This window comes from Streptomyces sp. NPDC025618 (assembly GCF_055558795.1).
The window spans coordinates 96,065-115,071 of record NZ_JBVHLW010000019.1 but is presented as its reverse complement, the minus strand read 5'-3'; the positions used below and the strand labels follow the sequence as shown (position 1 = coordinate 115,071).

The window sequence follows — 19,007 nt, the reverse complement described above, 5'->3', positions numbered from 1 at the left end:
GGAAAGCGACGTGCGTTCACATCGGGGCGAGCGAGAGCTGACGGAGACTGCGGGCGACGCGCTGAGCGCCCCGCAGGTCGTCCAGGTCCGGATCGAGCGCGGCCCACGGCCCCTCGCCCCGGGAAACCCACCAGGAGGCGTCCTCGCCGCCGGTCGCCACGGGCACGGGAACGGCCCGCGCCACGCGCTCGGCGAGGTCCCGTTGCACGGGCCCCAGCGGCGGGAGGAACACGACAGGCGCGTGCCGTGCCTGGGCGAGCGCCAGCGCCCCCAGCGTCGGCGAGGCCAGGAAGACCGCGGTGGCGGAGTGCAGGGCGTCGACGTCCGCATCGGCGGCACGGCTCAGCCGCACCTCCCCGGGTCCGGCGAGGCCGTCGAGCGCGGTACGGACCGGCGCGAGCCGGGTGTCGCAGACCACCTCGCACCGGCCCGTACGCCGCACCGCCGCACACACCAGCGCTCGCAGCGGGCCCAGGGCGAACGCCTCGGACTCCTCCCTCGGGACGCCCCAGGACGACAGCAGCAGCAAGGTGCCCGCTCGCGTCCGGCTCCTGGTCAGGCGGGCGGGCGCGAGCGCCCCCGTGGGCCGGCCGCCACTCCCGGGCCAGGGACCGGGCAGCCAGCCGGGCCGGTGCAGGCGGTGCAGGGCCCGCCCGTCCGGCGCGGGGGAGGGGGCGGCATTTGTGTGACCCGACGTCAGATGTACGACGGGGACGCCGAGTTCCGACAGCTGTTCCGTGGCCGCCTCGTCGTCGCAGACCAGGGCCGCGTCCGGGAGCGCACCGCCGGAGACCACCCTGACCGTCGTGAGCTCACCGAGATGCGCCGCGACGCGGTGCCGGGCCAGCAGCGAGTCAAGCTCCGCGTCCCGGGACACCAGCAGCACCCTGCGGGGCGAGACCGCCGGCCCGTGGCCGGTGCTCAGTACGCCCATGGTCGCACCGACCCCAGCCGGGCGACGTCGTCGCTGTAACCGGCGGCCGTCGTGGAGCAGCCGCCGCACAGCTCCGGCCCCCTCTCGCGGAAGAAGTCGGCGTGCGACCGGAAGACCGGGGAATCGAGCAGGAGCACACCGTTCTCCCGCAGCGGAGCACCGTCGCCGGGGCCGCCGTCCGCCTCCCGGTGCGGCAGGCAGCTGCACGCGTACATACGCCCGAACCTGCCGTCGATGTAGATGACGTCGTCGACCACATGGCACAGCGGGCGGGAGGCGCGCGGCGTCAGGGACAGGGTGAAGAACTGCTCCCGCTCCTGAGGGGCGTCCCCGTAGAACCGCTTCCCCATGGGGACCAGGAGAGGTGGGCCGGCGTCGTAGACCGGGTCGCACACCTCGCGCACGTGTTCCGGCGCGGGATAGGTGACCGGGCGGTCCAGCTTGAGAGCGGAGAGCTCCCACTGCCGCACCCCGGCGTCCGTGAGGACCTGCTGAAGCCGGGGCATCTCGGCGTAGTTGTGCGGTCCGACCACCGTGTTCACCCGCGGCAGGACGCCGAGGGCCGCGATGGCGCGAAGGCCCCGCAAGGCGTTGTCGAACATGCCGGGGGAGCGCCGGTAGACGTCGTGGGTCGCGCCCGACGCGCCGTCGAGGCTGACGATGACCTGTGCCAGGCCCGCTCCGGCGAGGCGCTCCGCCATCCTGGGCAGCAGCATCCCGTTGGTGATGAGGGACATCCGCATGCCCGCGGCCGTACCCGCGCTCACCAGCTCGACGACGTCCTGGTGCATGAGTGGTTCCCCGCCGGTGAACCGTACGTAACCCACCCCGGCGGCCGTGGCTTCGGGCAGCAGTTCATCGAATTCCGCGCGGGAGAAACGGTAGGTGTCGCGGGAGAGGGCGAAGTCGCACATGAAGCAGTCGGCGTTGCAGGCTTCCAGGATCCTGATGAAGAGATAGCGGTGACGCTCGTGCATGGAGGGCATCCCGGCCGTTCGCTGAGAGGGAGATGTGGGCAGGTCAAGCGGGATGAGGGTCTTGACCCACCATCGCCAGCAGCGCGTCGGCCACCTGGGCGGCGCCGTCGGCGCCGATGCCGGTGGTGAGCGCGCCCCAGTCGGTGACCGTCCGGGAATGCGACAGGGCGGTCAGGATTCCTTCTTGAAGTGAGGCGACGGTGCCGGCAGCGGCGGCACTGATCCCGTCGTAGATCAGGCCCAGGGCCTCGCCCTCGCCCTGGGAGCGCAGGGCCAGGGCCTCGTCCTCGCAGAAGACGTCCTTGGGCCAGATCACTCGCACGTCGGCGTCGACCGCCCGGCTGTGGAAGCGGCTGTTGAAGATCTGGCTCAGGTTCTGCGGAGGCAGGCAGACGGTGGGGACGCGCAGGCTTCCGGCCTCCAGCAGTGTGGTGAGCCCCGGCGAAGTGAGCAGGACGTCGAAGTCGGCGAGCCCGGCGAGGAATTCACCGTGGGACAGCGCGCCCGCCGTCACGCGCAGCTCTCCGGCCCCGCGGCCGATGAGCCGGTCGGCCAGGCCGGCGGGAAGGTTGCCCGCCACATGCGCCTCCCGCACCCCGTGGGCCGCGAGCGCTTCGAGGGCGGCGGGAACGACGATGCGGGGGTAGGCCGTCCAGTCGTCGAGCCGGGGCGCGCGCAGCCCGCCCATGCTGACCAGGGCCCTGCGGTACGGTCCGCCCGGCGAGCGGCCGGCGGTGCCCGTGACCGGGGGAGTGCCGATGACCGCCTCGACCCAGCGCAGGGCGCGGACGGAGGCCAGCACGTCACGGCATTCGGGGGGAAGCTCCATGCACTGCTGGGCGCAGTAGACCGTCACGTTCAGCGGCAGCGTGGGGCGGTCGCCCTCGGACCACATGAAGGGGAGGCTGTCCACGAACACCGTGGGCACTCCGGCGTCTTCGAGCGCCATCGCGGCGGGCCCGTCGAGGACGACCACCGCGGCTCGTACGCCCTCCGACGCCACGATGTCCTCGACGGCGCCGCCGTCCGGCAGGTCGTGCCAGCGGTGGATGCCGTGCCCGGCCAGTACGGGGCGCCCGAGACGCGAGGCCAGGCCGATGAAGCGGAGCGGCGCCGGAGACCTCTCGCGCAGTGCGGACAGGACGGCGCTCAGCTTCCCCGAACTGCCCCAGCCGAACTCGACGCCGGCGACGGCCACGGTCACGGGCTCAGCGCACGTGGCGGAGAGCCCGGACGCCGTGCCGCGGCCCGGCCGGGCGTCGGCGTCCTCGGGGACAGGGAGCATCGGTTCACTCTCGCTTTCCGGAACGGGCCGCGACTGTCGGGCGAGCGGTGCGAAGGCGCAATTGGCCAAGGAGGTAGCGGAGTTGTGTGCATCCGCTGTCCGGTGGTGCGTGCACTCAACGTTCACGGATGTCCCCTGGAGGGCGCAAGGTCCGGTATCGGCTGATTCAGGCCACCGCTCGAACGGTGGGGCCCGGTGAGGGAAGGGCGTCGAATGTTCTGTCTGCTGTCCGGCACGCCGGCGTGGCCGGAGCACGGATCTCCTGGGGAGGGTGGGGCGAGGGGAAGCGGGACATGCGGTGCCTGGCGGTGAGGTGAGCTGAAGTGTCGAACAGCGCGATATGACCGAAATCGGGTAGTCGGATGGCGGTCGCGTCCGTCCGGGTTCCCTGTGTCGGTGTCTGGCGTGGCCGGCGACAAGGGCCGCATCCTGTGGTCCGTGGAGAGCGAGCGCCGTCGTACGGAACGCGGCGCGTGATCCGGACCGTCGGCGAGGAGGAAACGCCATGGACATCCCAGGTCCCGACCCCCGGGCGGACGGCGGGGCCGGTGCCATCGCGGCGGCGGGCGGACTGCACGTCTACCAGCTGCGGCTGCACGCCGAGTACGGCCCTGTCGTGCGGTTCCAGCTCCCGGGCGCGGACGCGGCCGTGTCGGTCGCCGACCCCGTACTACTGGAGGCCACGGCCCACCTCGACAAGCGGCCGGAGAGGTTGTTCGCGTTCCTGGCCCCGCTGTTCGAGGCGGGCAATGCGCAGGTGATGCCGGCCGGCGAGCACACGCCGTGGCGGCGTCTGCTGCTGTCGGTGCTGGCCGGACGCCCCTCGCACGAGCGGCACTTCGCGCGGTTCACCGAGCTGGTCACCGCGCTCGCGGACCGCTGGGCCGGACGCGCCGGCCAGGGGCCCGTGGAACTGCAGAAGGACCTCACCGCGCTGTCGCTGCGGATGATCTGCGAGTACGCGCTGGGCGGCGAGGCCGAGGACCCGGACCGCGTCGTCGCGGCGTTCGAAGAGGTGCTCACCGAACATCTGGGGCGGCTCTACCAGGCGCCGCCGCCGGACCCGGGGGAGCGGCGTGCCGAGCGGGCGGCAAAGGCCCTCGCCTACCTGCGCGCGGTGGTCGACCGGGTGGTCGCGGCACACCGTCGCGGCGACCGCGCGGAGGGGAGCGACCTGATCGGCGCGCTCACCGAGGCCGGTGAACGGCCCGCGCGGATCCGCGACACCGTCATGGTGGTGATGCTGGCCGCCCACCACACGACCGGGGTGGCCGTCTCATGGACCCTGCACCTGCTGGGCCGGCACCCCGAGGCCGCCGGACGCGTCGCCGACGAGCTCGACCGCGTGCTCGGTGACCGTACGGCGCCCGGATACGCCGACCTGCGAAGGCTGACGTACCTGGAGATGGTGCTCAAGGAAGCGATGCGGCTCTACCCGCCCGGCCCGTACGGCGCGCGGGAGACGACCGAGGCCCTCCTCCTGGGGGACTACGAGATCCCGGCCGGGACGACCGTCTTCTACCCCTTCTGGGCCGTCCACATGAACCCCGGCCACTGGCCCGAGCCCGAGAGGTTCGTGCCCGAGCGCTTCACCCCGCAGGAGACGGCCAAGCGGCCGCGGCTGGCCTACCTCCCCTTCGGCCTCGGGCCGCGCGGCTGCGAGGGTGCCGCCCTGGCCATGGTCGAGGCGGAACTGATCCTGGCCGTCCTGCTCAAGCGCCTGCGGTTCCGGCCCGTGCCGGAGCACGAGGTGATCCCGGTGGAACGCTTCGTGCTCTGGGCGGCCGACGACATCCGCATGACGGTGAGCCCGCGAGGCTGAGGGGGAACCGGCAGGCGCGACCGCGCGCTGCCGGCCCCCTGGCATGAACCGGATCAGGCGTCGGCCGGCCGGCGCGGCTCGCGCCACATCGTCCACAGCGTCGGCCCGCCTCCCGGCAGCGGCAGTTCCTCGCGCACGGTGAAGCCGAAGTGGGCGTAGACAGGGAGATTGGACTCCTTGGAGGACTCCAGATAGACGGGCAGACCCGCCGCGTCGGCCTTGGCCAGGCCCGAGCGCAGCAGAGCGCCACCCTGCCCCTGGCCCTGGACGGCGGGGTCGGCACCGATCAGCGCCAGGGACCAGTGCGGTTCCTGGGGGGTGTGCTCGGCGGCCGCCCCGACGGCGTCCTTGAACAGCCCGGCCCGGTCTCCGAGGATGGCCAGCAGCCGCTGGATGGTCTCCGCGTCGGGAACGGCCTTGTCCTGAGCCTCCGCCGGCACCCAGAAGGCCGCGGCGTCCTCGGTGCGCTCACACACGCCGTTGTGCGCGTACTGCCGGGTGAAGATGGTGGTGAAGTAACTCCCCAGCGACTCCTGGCGTGAGGAGTCGTCAGGGAAGAACCAACGCATCATCGGGTCGTCGTCGAAGGCACGGGCCAGGGAGCGACTGATGGACGCGGCATCGTCGATCTCTGCCGTCTTCGGCATATTGGTCATCGCCATACGTGCATTGTGCATGTAGTGATCTTGGGTGGAGTTGCCGGGCCCCGGTTCACGCGGCATGGCCGCCAGGCGCGCGGGCGGGGCCCCGGAAACGGCACCCTTGCGGCGGGCCGTCGGCGTATAGTCCGCTGGCCCCCATGAAGATGAGGAGCGTTGCCACACTGATCGCCACGCTGGTCGTGGGATCCCTGCTCGCGGGCACGCCGTATCCGCGCGCGGAAGCCGCCGGAGCCGGTGACGCAGGCGGTCCGCCTCCGAGACTGGGGGTCGACCTCGACACGGTGACCATCCCGGAATTGCAGGACCGTATGGCCGACGGTTCGCTGACCTCGTCGGCACTGACCGCCGCCTACCTGGGGCGGATCAAGACCGTCAACCCCAGGATCAACGCGGTGCTGCGCACCGACCCGACGGCCTTGCGCCAGGCCGCCGCCAGCGATGCCAGACATCGGCACGGCGCCGCGCGCGGCCCGCTGGACGGCATACCCGTCCTGCTCAAGGACAACGTGAACACCCGCGACATGCCGACGACGGCGGGCTCGCTGGCGCTGGCCGGGACCCCGCCGGACGCCGACGCCGCCCTGGTGACCCGGCTGCGGGAGGCGGGGGCGGTGATTCTCGGCAAGACCAACCTGTCCGAGTGGGCGAACTTCCGCTCGGCGAAGCCGACATCAGGGTGGTCGGCGGTGGGCGGGCAGACCAGCAATCCGTACGTACTGGACCGCAACCCGTGCGGATCGTCCTCCGGCTCCGCCGCCGCGCTCGCCGCGTCGCTCTCGCAGGTGGCGATCGGCACGGAGACCGACGGCTCCATCGTGTGCCCGGCCGGGATGAACGGGGTCGTCGGCCACAAGCCCAGCCTCGGGCTGGTCAGCCGGGCCGGAGTGGTGCCGATCTCCGCCGAGCAGGACACCGCGGGACCCATGGCGCGCAACGTGACCGACGTCGCGCTCACCCTGTCCGTGCTGAGCGGTGGCGCCTCGGGCGGTACGCCGCGCCCCGGGGATCTGCGGGGCCAACGGATCGGCCTGTGGCGGCTTCCCTCGCTCGGCCCGAAGGCGGACGAGCTGATGAGCCGTACGGCGCGGAAGCTGCGCGCCGCGGGAGCCGAGGTCGTCGAGGTGACACCCCCGTACCAGGAGCGGCTCGCCGAGCTCGAGTTCCCCGCGCTGCTGAGCGAGTTCCACCGCGACATCGACGCCTACCTCGCCACTCGTCACGGCCCTCGCGACCTCGCCGAGCTGATCGAATTCAACCGCGCCCACCCCGCGGAACGGACCTGCTTCGCCGGCCAGGAGCTCTTCGAGCAGGCCCTCGCCGCGCCTGGCGTCACCGACCCGAAGTACCGGGCCATGCGCGCGGAGTTGAAGGACCTCTCCCGCCGCTCGATCGACGAGACCATGGCGGCCCACCATCTGGACGCCATCGCCTCGCCGACGAACCCGCCGGCCTGGACGACCGACTGCGCGCGGGGCGACAACGACGTGATCCCGTCCTCCACCCCCGCGGCTGTCGCCGGATACCCGTCGCTGTCGGTGCCCGCCGGATCCGTGAACGAACTCCCCGTCGGCCTCCTCCTGATGGCGGGCGACCACCAGGACACCAGCCTGCTGTCGCTGGGGGCCGCGGTGGAGCACCGGCTGAACGCCTGGCGGGCACCGCGCTATGTGCCGTCGGTGGGGCGGGATGCCATCCGCTGAACGCTCCGGCAGGGGTTCCGGTCAGGGCGTCAGTGCCGTGTGGGCGGCGCGGAGAAGCCTCTGGCCGCGTGGGTCGGTGAGGCCGAGGTGGGTCATCTGGTTCATCACGTACGCGAAGGTCATGCGCGCGTCGAGGTCGTTGACGACGAGTGATCCGCCTCTTCCACCCCAATAGCAGGTGCGGGGGCCGGCCGTGCGCACCGGTGCGTCATAAGCGTTGAGGGCGTAGCCCACGCCGAAACGCAGCGGAGTGCCGAGCACGAGGTCGATGCCGTGCGACTGTTCGCGGAACACCGCACGGCAGGTGGCTTCGGAGAGAAGGCGCGCCGCGGGGGCCGCGCCGCCGGTGGCCAGTACCGACTGGACCGCGGCCACGGACCGCGCGTTCCCGTACCCCGCCGCGGCGGGGATCTCGGCACGGCGCCACTGGACGCTCCTGGTGTCCTGGGCGGTCACGTAGGCGCCGACGGGAATCGTCACCTGTGGATTGGCCGCGGGGGCGGGCGCCGTCGGCGGGATGACCTCGGAGACACGGTGATCGTGGTCGGCTGCGAGGCCGATGTGGAAATCGGCGCCCAGCGGGCCGGCGATGTGATCGGCGAAGAACGCGCCGATCGACTGCCGGCAGATGCGGCGGACGACTTCACCGATCAGGAAGCCATGGGTGAACCGGTGATAGCCGGACGCCGTACCGGGCTCCCAGCGGGGTGCTTGGCGAGCCAGCAGGGTGGTGGCCTTCTCCCAGTCGCATAAATCGTCGAGCGCCATGGGCTGATCCCAGTCGGGGAGGCCCGCGGTGTGGCCGAGCAGATGCCGGACCTCGATACGCTCCTTCCCCGCGGTACCGAACTCGGGCCAGTAGGTCGCGACCGGCGTGGACAGGCCGAGTTCACCCTGGTCGACGAGGAGGAGGGCGCACAGCGTGGTCATCGTCTTCGTGAGGGACCACACGTTGGTGATGGTGTCGCGCTGCCAGGGTTCCGTACGTGCCTGGTCGGCGTGGCCGCCCCACAGGTCGACGACGGGCTCGCCGTCGAGGTGGATCGCCACCGAGGCGCCGACGTCCGCTCCGCCGCGCAGGGAGTCGGCGAACTCCTTCCGTACGGCGCTGAACCGGTCGCTGCAACTGCCGTGAATCTCCATGTCGGCCATGGTCGCGGATACCGGTGACAAACGGCCGGCCGAAGCGTTGGCGGGAGGCGCCGGTGGCGGCAGGATGGGACGGCCGCGCGGACGAGCGCAGGTTGCTGCCGACAAGAGGAGGCCCGCCCCGATGCTCGTTGCCGTCGACCACGTGCAGCTCGCCGCCCCGCCCGGCAGCGAGGACCGACTGCGGGGGTACTACGCGGGGATGCTCGGCATGACCGAGATAGCCAAGCCCCCGGTTCTCGCGGCCCGGGGCGGTTGCTGGTTCCAGGCCGGTCCGGTCCAGCTCCACCTGGGCATCGAGGCTGACTTCCGGCCCGCGAAGAAGGCCCACCCGGGGCTGCGGGTCGCCGGGATCGAGGCGTACGCCGCCCGGCTGGAGGAGCGTGGCGCCCAGGTCACCTGGGACGACGACCTGCCGGGCCACAAGCGCTTCCACTCCGAGGACCCGGTGGGCAACCGGCTCGAATTCCTGGAGGCCGTGGAGTAGCCGGGCGCGTCAGCCCTGCTGTTTCGGCGCGGCGAGATCCAGCAGCGCCGCCGAGAGCTGGTCGGCGGTGAGCGGCGCGGCGGGCAACGCGGCGGCGGCCTCGGCCCGCAGTCCGCTGAGCAGCAGGTGGAGGTGGCGCGGCCAGGCGCCGGGCGCGGCCGTGACGGAGGCGGGGACGACGCGCCCGAGGGCCGCCAGCATGAAGAGCAGGTCCTCCGTGACGATGTCGCCGCGCATCGAACCCTGTTCCTGGGCACGGCGGATCAGCAGGGAAACCGTCCGGTGGTGGTGGGCCTTGAGGGCGTCCAGGGAGGGTACGTCCTGGACGCCCGTGGTCATCAGGTCGTTGGAGCCCCGGTCGGCGGCCAGGCCCTCGAAGATGTACTCGAGGTAGCGGACCAGGCCCTCCCAGGCGTCCTCGGCCATCCGGGCCTCCTCGCCGCGGCGGAGGGTGTCGTTGAGCGAGTCGCCGAAGACGGCCTCGATGAGCGCGCCGCGGGTGGGGAAGCGCCGGTAGAGGGTGGCGTTGCCGACTCCGGCCCGGCGCGCGATCTCGTCGAGCGGCGCTTCCATGCCCTGCTCGGCGTAGACCTCGCGGGCCGCGGCGATCAGCAGCTCGCGGTTGCGCTGGGCGTCCCGCCGCAGCGGGGCCCGCCGGCCGCCTTCCGGCGATGACCCGCCGCTTCGCTCCGCACTCACTGTCCCTCACCGCTCCCGCGCCGTATGCCGATTCAGCCCCCACTGTCGCCGACAGCACCCTAACAACAAAACGTGGACCACTCCCCGTTTCGCTTGTTAGGGTCGGACCATCAAGCGGGGAGCACTCCCCACTTGACGGGGCCGTGGCCTGCCCGAGGCCGGGGCCCGACGACGAAGGGACGACAACCCGTGAGCACGATGCCCGCGTTCGAGACCGTCGCACCGGCCGGTACGGATTTCATCGCCGACCCCTATCCGGTCTACGCCCACCTGCGCGAGCAGGGACCGGTGCACCGGGTGGCCACAGAAGGCGCCGGTCATATCTGGGTGATCCTCGGGCACGAGGAGGTGCGGGCCGCGCTCACCGACACGCGGCTGAGCAACGACGTACGCAACTCCGCCCATTGGAAGGACGACGGCGGCTACGCCATCGGCCGCAACATGCTCCAGACCGACGCGCCCCACCACACACGGCTGCGCAGGATGGTCGCGGGGGCGTTCACCGCGCGCCGGGTCGAGTCACTGCGTCCGCGCATCCAGCAGCTGACCGACGAACTCCTCGACGCCATCGCCCCGCAGTCCGGCGCCGACCTCGTCGAGGCACTCGCGCGACCGCTGCCCATAGCGGTCATCTGTGAACTGCTCGGTGTGCCGGCCGCGGACCAGGAGACCTTCCGGGTCTGGTCGGACGCCATGGTCTTCCAGCCCACACCCGAGGCCGCGGGCGCGGCGGCCATGTCGATGACGGACTATCTCAGCGATCTGCTCCAGGCCAAGGCCGCTTCCCCGGGGGACGACCTGCTGAGCGCGCTGGTCCAGGCCCGTGACGCGGAGGGCGCGCCGCTCGACTCCCAGGAACTGCTCGGCATGGCGTTCGTGCTGCTCGTCGCGGGCCACGAGACCACCGTCAACCTCCTGTCCAACGGGACGTACGCCCTGCTGACCCACCCCGAGCAGCTCGCCGCGCTGCGTGCCGACCGGTCACTGCTCGAGGGCGCGATCGAGGAGATGCTGCGGTACGAGGGGCCGGTGACGTCCTCGTCGTTCCGCTGGGCCGCGGAGGACGTGGAGATCGGGGGCGTGACGATCCCGGCCGGTGAGGCCGTGCTGATCATGCTGGGTTCGGCCTCCCGGGACTCCGACCGCTTCCCCGGCGCGGACCGGTTCGACATCCGCCGCCCCCGTGCGGGCACCGGCGGCGCCGGGCACTTCGCCTTCGGCCACGGAATCCACTTCTGCCTGGGTGCCCCGCTCGCCCGCCTGGAGGCCGAGATCGCCTTCACCGCGCTGCTCGACCGCTTCCCCGACCTCACCCTCGCCAAGGACCCCGCGCGGGTGCCGTGGCGCCCCGGCCTGATCCGTGGCCTGTCCGAACTCCCCGTCCGCTACAGTCCCAGCCTCTGAGCGCGGGGAGCGCGCGCAGGGGCCCACGCACAGGGGTCGTGGGCCCCTCCGCGCTCTTCCGCCGTCCGGAGAGGTGCGGCGCCCACGGCGGCCCCGCCGTCATCCGCCGCCTCCGCGCCGGATGGTGCCGAAGACCGCTTCGCCGACGGCTCGCCGTCGTACGGCTTCCGGCTCCGCCGACGCGTTGTTGACGGTACGTCAGGCAGCTGCCGTGCGAGACCTCAGCCGACGCGGCGCACGGGAACGGTGCGCGCGGCCGGCTTCTCCTCGGTGGTGCGGGGGACGGTCACGGTGAGGACGCCGTCGCGGTATTCGGCCGTGGGGCCCACTTCGGGAATCGGGAACGGCAAGCGGACGGTGCGTTCGAAAGAGCCGTAGCGGAATTCCGAATGGCGCTTGTCCTCCTCGCTCTCGACGCGCTCGGCGCGGACGGTCAGAGCGTTTCCCTCGACCGTGATCTCGACGTCCTTTTCCGGGTCGATATCAGGCAACTCGGCACGCAGCACATACTGGTCATCACCCTCCGTCACCTCGATCGGGATCACGTGGGAATCCCGGCCGTGCCACGACACCGGTACCTCGGGAAACCCCGAACCCAGCCATTCCATCAGCTCCGGCAGCCCCGAACGGTGCCTGGATCCCGATGAGCCCGTCATGACGGCCTCCCTTCCCGGCGGCGCTCGGCCGTCGCTCGTGGTGCTCCTCTTTCCACCATCGCGCGCCGGTGCGGTCCGGGCATGACGTGACGGGGGTCCGCGGCCGGGGACGGCGCCGGAATTCCACCGGTCTTTCCACCGATCGGTGGACCACTTCGAGCCCCCGGCCGTCCTAGCGTGGAATACACGCGCCAGATCCCGCACGGCGAGGAGATGCACAGATGCCCCATCACGAAGCGCCCGTAGGCCACACGGCCGCCCTGCTCGCACTGCTGGCCCGGTACCAGGACCGCGGTGTGTCCTTCGACCACCTGACGGCCGAACTCGGCCTTCCCGCCGGCACCGTACGCGCTCTCCTGGATGATCTCCGGGCCGAGGGACTGGTCGCCTACGACGACGGTGCCGGCGCCTGCCGCCTGACCGAGGCTTTCCCGCCGGCGGCCGGCGCGCGCCAGGACTGCAACGACATCCGGGCCGCCGCCATGCCGTGGGCCGACAACCTCGCGGCGCACAGCGGCATGAGCGTCCGCCTCGCCGTGGCGCACCCCGAGGGCGTACAGGTCATCCACCACGTCTTCCGGCCCGACAACAGCCCGCAACGGCTGACGACCGGCGACGTGCTGCCGCCCACCAGCGCCGCGGCACAGGTGCTGGACGACCCGCACGACGGGCGGTGCGTCCTCGGCGCGGACACCGCCGAGGACGCGTCGCTCGCGGTCACGGTCCCGTGCCGTGGTGTCACCGGAGAGGCCGCCGCCCTGTTCCTGACGGGGCCGCGAGGAGCGCTGGACCCGGCACGGCCGGAGGCCGCCCGCCAGGAGACGCTGCTGCGCGACGCCGCCGCGACGATCTCCGCCGCGCTGGTGCCGACGCCGGTCCGGTGACCGACCCGGACCTGTAGCGGTCCGGTCGGCCGAACGGGTCCGGCGCCGGCCCGGCCCGGCCAAGGGGCGGGCGGGCCCGGACGGGTACGCCGCCGCGCGCCCGCATCTCGTCGACGGCGAGGACCCGTCGGCGCATTCCTGTCACCGGCCCGGGTAAGCGGGTGGAGGCGCGGGCCCCAGAAGCACCAGTTCCGGTTGCGGGCCCGCGCGTGACAGGCAGAGGGTGAGCCCTGGGCGTCTTTCCCACGGGAAGGCGCCCAGGGTGCCGAGCAGGGGAGCGGAGACTTGACGGACCACTCACGCGCACCCGTTCTGGAGGCGCTGACGGCGTACCGGGAAACGGGTCAGATCCCGTTCACACCGCCCGGCCACAAACAGGGCCGCGGTGCCGATCCGGCCGTCCTGTCGGCGCTGGGCGAGGCCGTGTTCACCAGGGACGTGCTGGCGACCAGCGGCCTGGACGACCGTACGAGCTCGCACCGGATCCTGGAGCGGGCCCAGGAGCTGATGGCGGACGCCGTGGGGGCCGAACACACCTTCTTCTCCACCTGTGGCAGCTCCCTGTCCGTCAAAGCCGCCATGCTCGCGGTCGCCGGCCCGCACGAGAAGCTGCTGGTCGGCCGGGACGCCCACAAATCGGTGGTCTCCGGCCTGATCCTCTCCGGCATGCACCCCGTGTGGGTGGACCCGCAATGGGACGGTGACCTCCACCTGGCCCACCCGCCCTCCGCGCAGGCATACGAAGAGGCGTTCGACCGGCACCCCGATGCCAAGGGCGCGCTGGTCACCAGCCCCACCCCCTACGGCACCTGCGCCGATCTGGCAGCGCTCGCCGAGGTATGTCACCGGCGGGGCAAGCCCCTCGTCGTCGACGAGGCGTGGGGCGCGCACCTGCCCTTCCACCCCGGCCTGCCGACCTGGGCCATGGACGCCGGGGCGGACGTCTGCGTGACCTCCGTGCACAAGATGGGCTCCGGCCTCGAACAGGGCTCCGTCTTCCACCTCCAGGGAGACCGGGTCGACGCGAAGAAACTCAGTGCCTGCGCGGACCTGCTCGGCACGACCAGCCCTTCCGTGCTCATCTACGCGGCGCTCGACGGATGGCGCCGCCAGATGGCTCTGCGCGGCCGCGAGCTGTACGACGCCGCCCTCGCCCTGGCACAGACCGTGCGGAGCCGCGTCGAGGCCGTCGCGGGCATGCACGTGCACGGGCGTGCGGACTTCTGCGGACCCACCCGCGCCACCGATCTCGACCCGCTCCAGATCATCGTCGACATCTCGGCCCTCGGCACCACCGGCTACCGGGCCGGTGACTGGCTGCGCGAACAGCACCGGATCAACCTCCACGTGTGCGACCACCGGCGCATCAGCGCCCAACTGTCCCACGCCGACGACGAACAGACGACCGATGCCCTGCTCGCCGCGCTGCGCGACCTGTCCGAGCGTGCCTGTGAGCTGCGGCCCGCCACGGCCGTCGCGGTGCCCGACCCTCCCGACCTGCGTCTGGAGCAGGCGATGCTGCCCCGGGACGCGTTCTTCGGCCCGAGCGAACAGGTGCCCTGGGAGAAGGCCGCCGGCCGGGTCGCGGCGGAGATGCTGACTCCCTACCCGCCGGGGATCCCCGCCGTGGTGCCCGGAGAGCGCCTCAACTCCGATGTCCTGCGCTACCTGCGCACCGGTGTGGAGGCCGGCATGGTCGTCCCCGACGCCGCCGACGCCGAGGCGGAGAGCGTCAAGGTCGTCATCGAAAGCTGAGGGCCCGTCAGCCCAGCAGTCGTCCCGCGAGCTCGAGGTCCGCCACCAGGCCCCCGTACATCTCGGCCCGACGCGCGCCGTCCGCCCGAAGCACCGCGGAGGGGTGGATCGTGGCGACCAGCACTCCCTCGCCCCCTTCCCCTCCGTCCGGTGACGGCAGGGGCAGCGCCACGCCACGCTGCTGGGTCACCCGGAACGAGGAGCCCAGCAGCGCCTTCCCCGCGGTCGCGCCGAGCGCGACGACCACCTCGGGATCGACGAGGCGCAGCTCGGCGGCCAGCCACGGCTTGCACGCGCTGATCTCCCGCAGGCCGGGCGCCTTGTGGATGCGGCGCTTGCCGCGCGCCGCCCGCTCGAACTTGAAGTGTTTGACGGCGTTGGTGACATAGGTGTCGCCGGGATCGATCCCCGCCTCGCTGATCGCGCGTTCCAGCACGCCCCCGGCCGGGCCGACGAACGGCTGCCCCTGCCGGTCCTCCTGGTCACCGGGCTGTTCCCCCACGAGCACCAGGCGGGCCGAGGCGTCACCGGAGCCGAAGACCGCCTGGGTCGCCTCACGGTGGAGGGGGCAGCCCTGGCAGCGGGCGGCCGCGGCCCGCAGGGCGCGCAGGTCGGCGCCTTCGGGGACGTACGGTCCGGCGTCGTATTCCTCCGGTCCCTTCGACAAGGTCTCTCCCGTCTGTGCCACGGAACACGCAGGTGGTTTCCAGTCTCGCCCCCGGTGCCACCGCCGGGGGACGACACGCCTCGGCCGGTCCCCATGACACCGCCACCTGGTGGCCGATACTGGGGCGTTGCGGTCGAAACCGGAGGTGAGGCGAAGGTGCGGGACGTCCTCAGAGGTGTGCTGGAGGGTCTCGGGTGGTGGGCCGGTCTCCTCGCGCTGTGGGTCACGCTGGTCGGGCCGGTCGACACATGGGAACTCGCGGTGGGCGCGGGGGCCGCGCTGGCGGCGGCCTGGGCGGCGCTCGGCGCGCGGCGGGCGGCGGCCGGATGAACTGGTGGCTGGGCGCCGCCGCGCTGGTGATCGCCGGTGGTCTGGGGCCGAGCCTGTGGGGTGCCGCGTCCGGCGCGGCCGGGCGGCGGGTCGTCGCCCAGAACATGGCGACCCTGCTGCTCTGCCTGGTCTTCCTGCTGCTGGCGCAGGGGTACGGACGCCCGGCGTATGTCGATCTCGCGCTCGTCGTCTCCGTGCTGGGCCCGGCCGGAACGCTGGTCTTCGCCCGTCTCCTCCTCGACGGCGGCGACGGCCACGAGGGGGACGACGGCGGCGAGGGGCACGACGGCGACCCGCCCGGCACCCGGTGGCTGACCCCCGTCGTCGCGGTCGGCGTGCCCGCGACCGTCGTCCCGCTGTGTCTCGCCACGGCCCCCGGGCGGGCGATGATCAAGCTGATCGTCATCGGGGCGCTGCTGGTCGCCGGGGGGATGGTCACGACCAGGGCGGTGCGCGGTGGATGACGTACTCCTCGCCCTCTCCCTGCTGTTCGTGGCGGCCGCCGCGACCGCGGCCGTGCTCAACCGGGACCCGGCACGCCAGGCCGTCGTGCTCTCCCTGCTCGGCCTCGGCCTCGGCCTCGGCCTCGCCCTCGCCTTCACCGTGCTCCAGGCACCCGACGCGGGGCTCTCCCAACTCGGCGTCGGCTCGGCCCTCACGCCGCTGATGATCCTGCTGACGGTGCGCAAGGTGCGGCGAGGGTCCGGGAAGCGGCGCGGATGAGCCGTCGCGCACGCATGTGGGTGCTGGCCGCCGGGCTGCTCGCGACAGCCACGCTGCTCGCCGCGGCCTGCCCGGACCTGCCGCGCTTCGGCGGCGCCTGGCATCCCTACGGCGACCGGGCGGTCGAGGCGTCCCTGCGGCGGCACACCGCGAACACCGTCTCCGGCGTCAACTTCGACCAGCGCGCGTTCGACACCCTCGGCGAGGAGAGCATCCTCTTCTCCGCCGTCCTCGGCACCGTCCTGCTGCTCCGGCAGACCCGCGACGAGCGGCGCGAGGCCCCGCGGCCGGCGTCCGTACCCCGCGCCCTGCGCCGCTACGGACTCGTCGCGCTGCCGGTCACCCTGCTCATCGGCCTCTACGTGATCGCGCACGGCCAGCTCAGCCCCGGCGGCGGCTTCCAGGGCGGCGTCGTCGTGGCCACCGCCTTCCACCTGCTCTACGTCAGCGTCGACTACCTCGCACTGGAGCGCGTCCGGCCCGTGGGCCTCTACGAGATCGGTGACGCCGCGGGCGAGGCCGCGTACGTCCTGCTCGGCGTCGGCGGGCTGCTCGCCGGCTCGGCCTATCTGGCCAACTTCCCGCCGTACGGCACCTTCGGCACCCTCACCTCCGGCGGCACGGTCCCCCTGCTCAACGCGGCCGTCGGCGTGGAGGTCGCCTCCGCGGTCGTCGTCCTGCTCTCCCACTTCCTGCGCCAGGCACTGGAGATCGAGAAGGGCGGGAAGGCATGAGCGCGTTCCCCTACCTCACGGCTGGGTGGATCTTCCTGATCGGCGTGTACGGCCTGGCCACCAGCCGCGACCTCGTGCACGCCGTCGGCTGCCTCTCGGTCGCGCAGTCCTCGACCTATGTGCTGCTGCTGGCCATCGGCTACCGCCGGGGCGCGACCGCGCCGGTCTTCTCCGACGCCCCGGCCGGCACCCGGGTGGCCGACCCCGTCGTGCAGGCCCTGACCCTCACCGATGTCGTCGTCGGCGCCACGGTGACCGCGCTCCTGCTCGCCCTGGTCGTCCAGACCGCCAAGCGGCACGGCACCACCGATCCCGACGAGCTCTCCGCGCTGAGGGGGTGAGGGGCGGTGGACCGGCTGCTTCCCCTGATCGTGGCGGTGCCCCTGTTCGGCGCGGCCCTGCTGTCCGGCGCCGGGCGGCGGATGGCGCGGCCGGTCGCGGAGACCGTGGGGTGCGTCTGCGCCGCGGCCACGGCCGGGCTGTCCCTGGTCCTCCTCGCCTGGGGACCCGCGGTGTCCTGGGTCGGTGGATGGCGGCCGAGCCACGGGCACGGCGTCGGGATCGTGCTCGCCGGCGACCGCGTGGGGACGGGCCTCGCGACGCTGACCTCGGTGCTCGTCACGGCCGTACTCGTCTACTCCTGGCGGTACTTCGACGAGCGGCCCCACAGCCACCCCGGGGCCTACCCGGCGCTCGTCCTGCTCTTCCAGGCGGGCATGTGCGGCTTCGCCCTCACCGGGGACCTCTTCGACGCGTTCGTGTTCTTCGAGCTGATGGGCGTCGTCGGCTACGCGCTGACCGGATACCGCGTCGAGGAGGCCCGCCCCGTCCAGGGAGCACTCGCCTTCGGCTTCGTCAACTCCCTGGGCTGATACGCCTCGTTGCTCGGCATCGGCCTGCTGTACGCCCGTACCGGAGAGCTCGGCATGGCCCAGGCCGGCAGGCAGCTGGACGCCCAGCCCCGGCACGACGCGCTCGTCGTCGCCGCGTTCGTCCTGGTCCTGACGGGGCTGCTGGTCAAGGCGGCCGCCGCGCCCTTCCACTTCTGGCTGCCGGACGCGCACGCGGTGGCTCCTACCCCGGTGTGCATGCTGCTGTCCGGGGTGATGGTGGAGATGGGCGTCTACGGCGCCGCGCGCGTCCACACGACCGTCTTCGGCGGACCCGGGGGCATCCCGGCGGAGGACTTCCGCCGGGTCTTCCTCGTCCTCGGCGTGTGCACCGCTCTGGCCGGTGCGGCGATGTGCTGGCAGCAGCGGCACATCAAGCGGCTGCTCGCCTTCTCCACCGTCGGGCACACCGGGCTGTTCCTCGTCGGGCTCGCGTCCGGGAGCCCGCGGGGCGCGGCGGGCGTCTGCCTGTACGTGCTGGGTCACACCGGGGTCAAGGCGTCGCTCTTCGCCTGTGCCGGAGTGCTCCTCGACCGGCACGGCAGTGTGGACGAAGGTGAACTCCACGGCCAGGGACGGGACATACGGGGCCTCGGTGCGCTCTTCGCCGTCGGTGGTCTCGCGCTCGCCGGGCTGCCGCCCTTCGGCACCGCGCTGGGCAAGGCGCTGGCCGAGGAACAGGCCGGGGGCCTGCTGTTCCTCTTCGTCCTGGTGTCGGCGGTCACGGGCGGCGCGGTGCTGCGCGCGGCGGCACATGTCTTCCTGGGCGTCGGGGAGAAACCCCGCACGACGGGACCGGAGACCCGCGGCGACGAGGAACCGGAGACCGGACGGACGGTGTGGCGCCTGCCCCGGCCCATGGTGGCGGTGGCCGGGCTGCTGCTGGCGGGCGCGCTGGCGGCGGGCACCGTTCCCGCAGCGGCCCGGGCGGTGTCCGCCGCGGCCTGGGCGTTCACCGACCACGCGGGTTACGCCGCTGCCGTCCTGGACGGGCGGCGCCTCCCGTCTCCCCATGTGCCGCACACCTGGTGGAGCCCGGCAGGCGTCGGCCTCGGCCTGCTGTCCGCCGCGCTCGCCGTGGGGCTGGCCGTGCTGGCGGTACGCGCGGCCCTCCCGACCGGGCGCTGGACCGCTCCGCTGCGACGGCTGCACTCGGGACACGTCGGCGACTACGCGACGTGGACGGTGGCGGGGATCGGGCTGGTGGCCGCGCTCGCCCTCTGGCCGATCGGCTGACGTGCCGTCAAAT

At 72.7% G+C, this 19,007-nt stretch carries 19 protein-coding genes and 1 pseudogene; 12 read left to right on the top strand and 8 right to left on the bottom strand.

Going from position 1 to position 19,007, the window contains the following annotated elements:
- Positions 1–16: 16 nt before the first annotated feature.
- From blsF to ACZ4A5_RS18205, 3 genes are read right to left on the bottom strand one after another with little or no spacing between them, the layout of a single operon-like run.
- The gene (gene blsF, locus ACZ4A5_RS18215; RefSeq protein ID WP_467584420.1) at positions 17–934 is read right to left on the bottom strand and encodes a CGA synthase-related protein; all 918 of its coding nucleotides are present in this window, start codon (positions 932–934) and stop codon (positions 17–19) included.
- A complete protein-coding gene (gene blsE, locus ACZ4A5_RS18210) occupies positions 922–1,911 on the bottom strand; it encodes a cytosylglucuronate decarboxylase (RefSeq protein ID WP_467584417.1) in 990 nt (329 codons plus the stop codon). Before blsE ends, blsF begins: the two co-directional genes overlap by 13 nt.
- A gap of 43 nt (positions 1,912–1,954) precedes the next feature.
- Positions 1,955–3,196, bottom strand: a complete 1,242-nt coding sequence (locus tag ACZ4A5_RS18205) for a hydroxymethylcytosylglucuronate/cytosylglucuronate synthase (RefSeq protein ID WP_467584414.1) — start codon at positions 3,194–3,196, stop codon at positions 1,955–1,957.
- A 505-nt stretch (positions 3,197–3,701) separates the two neighbouring features.
- Here ACZ4A5_RS18205 and ACZ4A5_RS18200 point away from each other — a divergent pair.
- Positions 3,702–5,018 (top strand): cytochrome P450, encoded by a 1,317-nt coding sequence (locus ACZ4A5_RS18200; protein ID WP_467584411.1) that lies wholly within the window; start codon positions 3,702–3,704, stop codon positions 5,016–5,018.
- A gap of 53 nt (positions 5,019–5,071) precedes the next feature.
- Here ACZ4A5_RS18200 and ACZ4A5_RS18195 read toward each other — a convergent pair whose 3' ends face one another.
- Positions 5,072–5,680 carry a GNAT family N-acetyltransferase gene (locus ACZ4A5_RS18195; protein WP_467584408.1) on the bottom strand — a complete coding sequence of 203 codons (609 nt, stop codon included), beginning with the start codon at positions 5,678–5,680 and terminating at the stop codon, positions 5,072–5,074.
- 137 nt (positions 5,681–5,817) lie between these two features.
- On the opposite strand from ACZ4A5_RS18195, the gene ACZ4A5_RS18190 reads away from it, so the two are divergent.
- Positions 5,818–7,380, top strand: a complete 1,563-nt coding sequence (locus tag ACZ4A5_RS18190; protein ID WP_467584405.1) for an amidase family protein — start codon at positions 5,818–5,820, stop codon at positions 7,378–7,380.
- 21 nt (positions 7,381–7,401) lie between these two features.
- On the opposite strand, the gene ACZ4A5_RS18185 is transcribed toward ACZ4A5_RS18190, so the two are convergent.
- The gene (locus ACZ4A5_RS18185) at positions 7,402–8,523 is read right to left on the bottom strand and encodes a serine hydrolase domain-containing protein (protein WP_467584402.1); all 1,122 of its coding nucleotides are present in this window, start codon (positions 8,521–8,523) and stop codon (positions 7,402–7,404) included.
- A 130-nt stretch (positions 8,524–8,653) separates the two neighbouring features.
- On the opposite strand from ACZ4A5_RS18185, the gene ACZ4A5_RS18180 reads away from it, so the two are divergent.
- Positions 8,654–9,016, top strand: coding sequence for a VOC family protein (locus ACZ4A5_RS18180; RefSeq protein ID WP_467584399.1), 363 nt, complete (start codon positions 8,654–8,656; stop codon positions 9,014–9,016).
- Between the two features lie 9 nt (positions 9,017–9,025).
- On the opposite strand, the gene ACZ4A5_RS18175 is transcribed toward ACZ4A5_RS18180, so the two are convergent.
- On the bottom strand, positions 9,026–9,715 hold the full coding sequence (locus tag ACZ4A5_RS18175) for a TetR/AcrR family transcriptional regulator (RefSeq protein WP_467584397.1): 690 nt from the start codon (positions 9,713–9,715) through the stop codon (positions 9,026–9,028).
- A gap of 198 nt (positions 9,716–9,913) precedes the next feature.
- Here ACZ4A5_RS18175 and ACZ4A5_RS18170 point away from each other — a divergent pair, with 198 nt between their 5' ends.
- Positions 9,914–11,119 (top strand): cytochrome P450 family protein, encoded by a 1,206-nt coding sequence (locus tag ACZ4A5_RS18170; RefSeq protein ID WP_467584456.1) that lies wholly within the window; start codon positions 9,914–9,916, stop codon positions 11,117–11,119.
- Positions 11,120–11,340: 221 nt separating this feature from the next.
- Here the strand turns inward: ACZ4A5_RS18170 and ACZ4A5_RS18165 are convergent, their stop codons facing one another.
- On the bottom strand, positions 11,341–11,775 hold the full coding sequence (locus ACZ4A5_RS18165; protein WP_467584395.1) for an Hsp20/alpha crystallin family protein: 435 nt from the start codon (positions 11,773–11,775) through the stop codon (positions 11,341–11,343).
- A 221-nt stretch (positions 11,776–11,996) separates the two neighbouring features.
- Here ACZ4A5_RS18165 and ACZ4A5_RS18160 point away from each other — a divergent pair, with 221 nt between their 5' ends.
- The gene (locus tag ACZ4A5_RS18160) at positions 11,997–12,659 is read left to right on the top strand and encodes a helix-turn-helix domain-containing protein (protein WP_467584393.1); all 663 of its coding nucleotides are present in this window, start codon (positions 11,997–11,999) and stop codon (positions 12,657–12,659) included.
- Positions 12,660–12,944: 285 nt separating this feature from the next.
- Entirely contained in the window at positions 12,945–14,414 is a 1,470-nt protein-coding gene (locus ACZ4A5_RS18155; RefSeq protein WP_467584390.1) for an aminotransferase class I/II-fold pyridoxal phosphate-dependent enzyme, read from the top strand.
- Positions 14,415–14,421: 7 nt separating this feature from the next.
- On the opposite strand, the gene ACZ4A5_RS18150 is transcribed toward ACZ4A5_RS18155, so the two are convergent.
- A complete protein-coding gene (locus ACZ4A5_RS18150; RefSeq protein ID WP_467584387.1) occupies positions 14,422–15,081 on the bottom strand; it encodes a UdgX family uracil-DNA binding protein in 660 nt (219 codons plus the stop codon).
- Between the two features lie 156 nt (positions 15,082–15,237).
- Between ACZ4A5_RS18150 and ACZ4A5_RS18145 the strand changes: the two genes are divergently transcribed.
- The 6 genes and pseudogenes from ACZ4A5_RS18145 (at position 15,238) to ACZ4A5_RS18120 (ending at position 18,994) form a co-directional block, all read left to right on the top strand.
- On the top strand, positions 15,238–15,411 hold the full coding sequence (locus tag ACZ4A5_RS18145) for a hypothetical protein (protein WP_467584384.1): 174 nt from the start codon (positions 15,238–15,240) through the stop codon (positions 15,409–15,411).
- Positions 15,408–15,875, top strand: a complete 468-nt coding sequence (locus ACZ4A5_RS18140) for an MrpF/PhaF family protein (RefSeq protein WP_467584382.1) — start codon at positions 15,408–15,410, stop codon at positions 15,873–15,875. Before ACZ4A5_RS18145 ends, ACZ4A5_RS18140 begins: the two co-directional genes overlap by 4 nt.
- On the top strand, positions 15,868–16,134 hold the full coding sequence (locus tag ACZ4A5_RS18135; protein ID WP_467584379.1) for a hydrogenase subunit MbhD domain-containing protein: 267 nt from the start codon (positions 15,868–15,870) through the stop codon (positions 16,132–16,134). The genes ACZ4A5_RS18140 and ACZ4A5_RS18135 overlap by 8 nt, the downstream gene beginning before the upstream one ends.
- The gene (locus tag ACZ4A5_RS18130; protein WP_467584377.1) at positions 16,131–16,868 is read left to right on the top strand and encodes an MnhB domain-containing protein; all 738 of its coding nucleotides are present in this window, start codon (positions 16,131–16,133) and stop codon (positions 16,866–16,868) included. Before ACZ4A5_RS18135 ends, ACZ4A5_RS18130 begins: the two co-directional genes overlap by 4 nt.
- Positions 16,865–17,209 carry a sodium:proton antiporter gene (locus ACZ4A5_RS18125; protein WP_467584374.1) on the top strand — a complete coding sequence of 115 codons (345 nt, stop codon included), beginning with the start codon at positions 16,865–16,867 and terminating at the stop codon, positions 17,207–17,209. The genes ACZ4A5_RS18130 and ACZ4A5_RS18125 overlap by 4 nt, the downstream gene beginning before the upstream one ends.
- 6 nt (positions 17,210–17,215) lie before the next feature.
- A pseudogene (locus ACZ4A5_RS18120) lies at positions 17,216–18,994 on the top strand (complex I subunit 5 family protein).
- Positions 18,995–19,007: the final 13 nt, after the last annotated feature.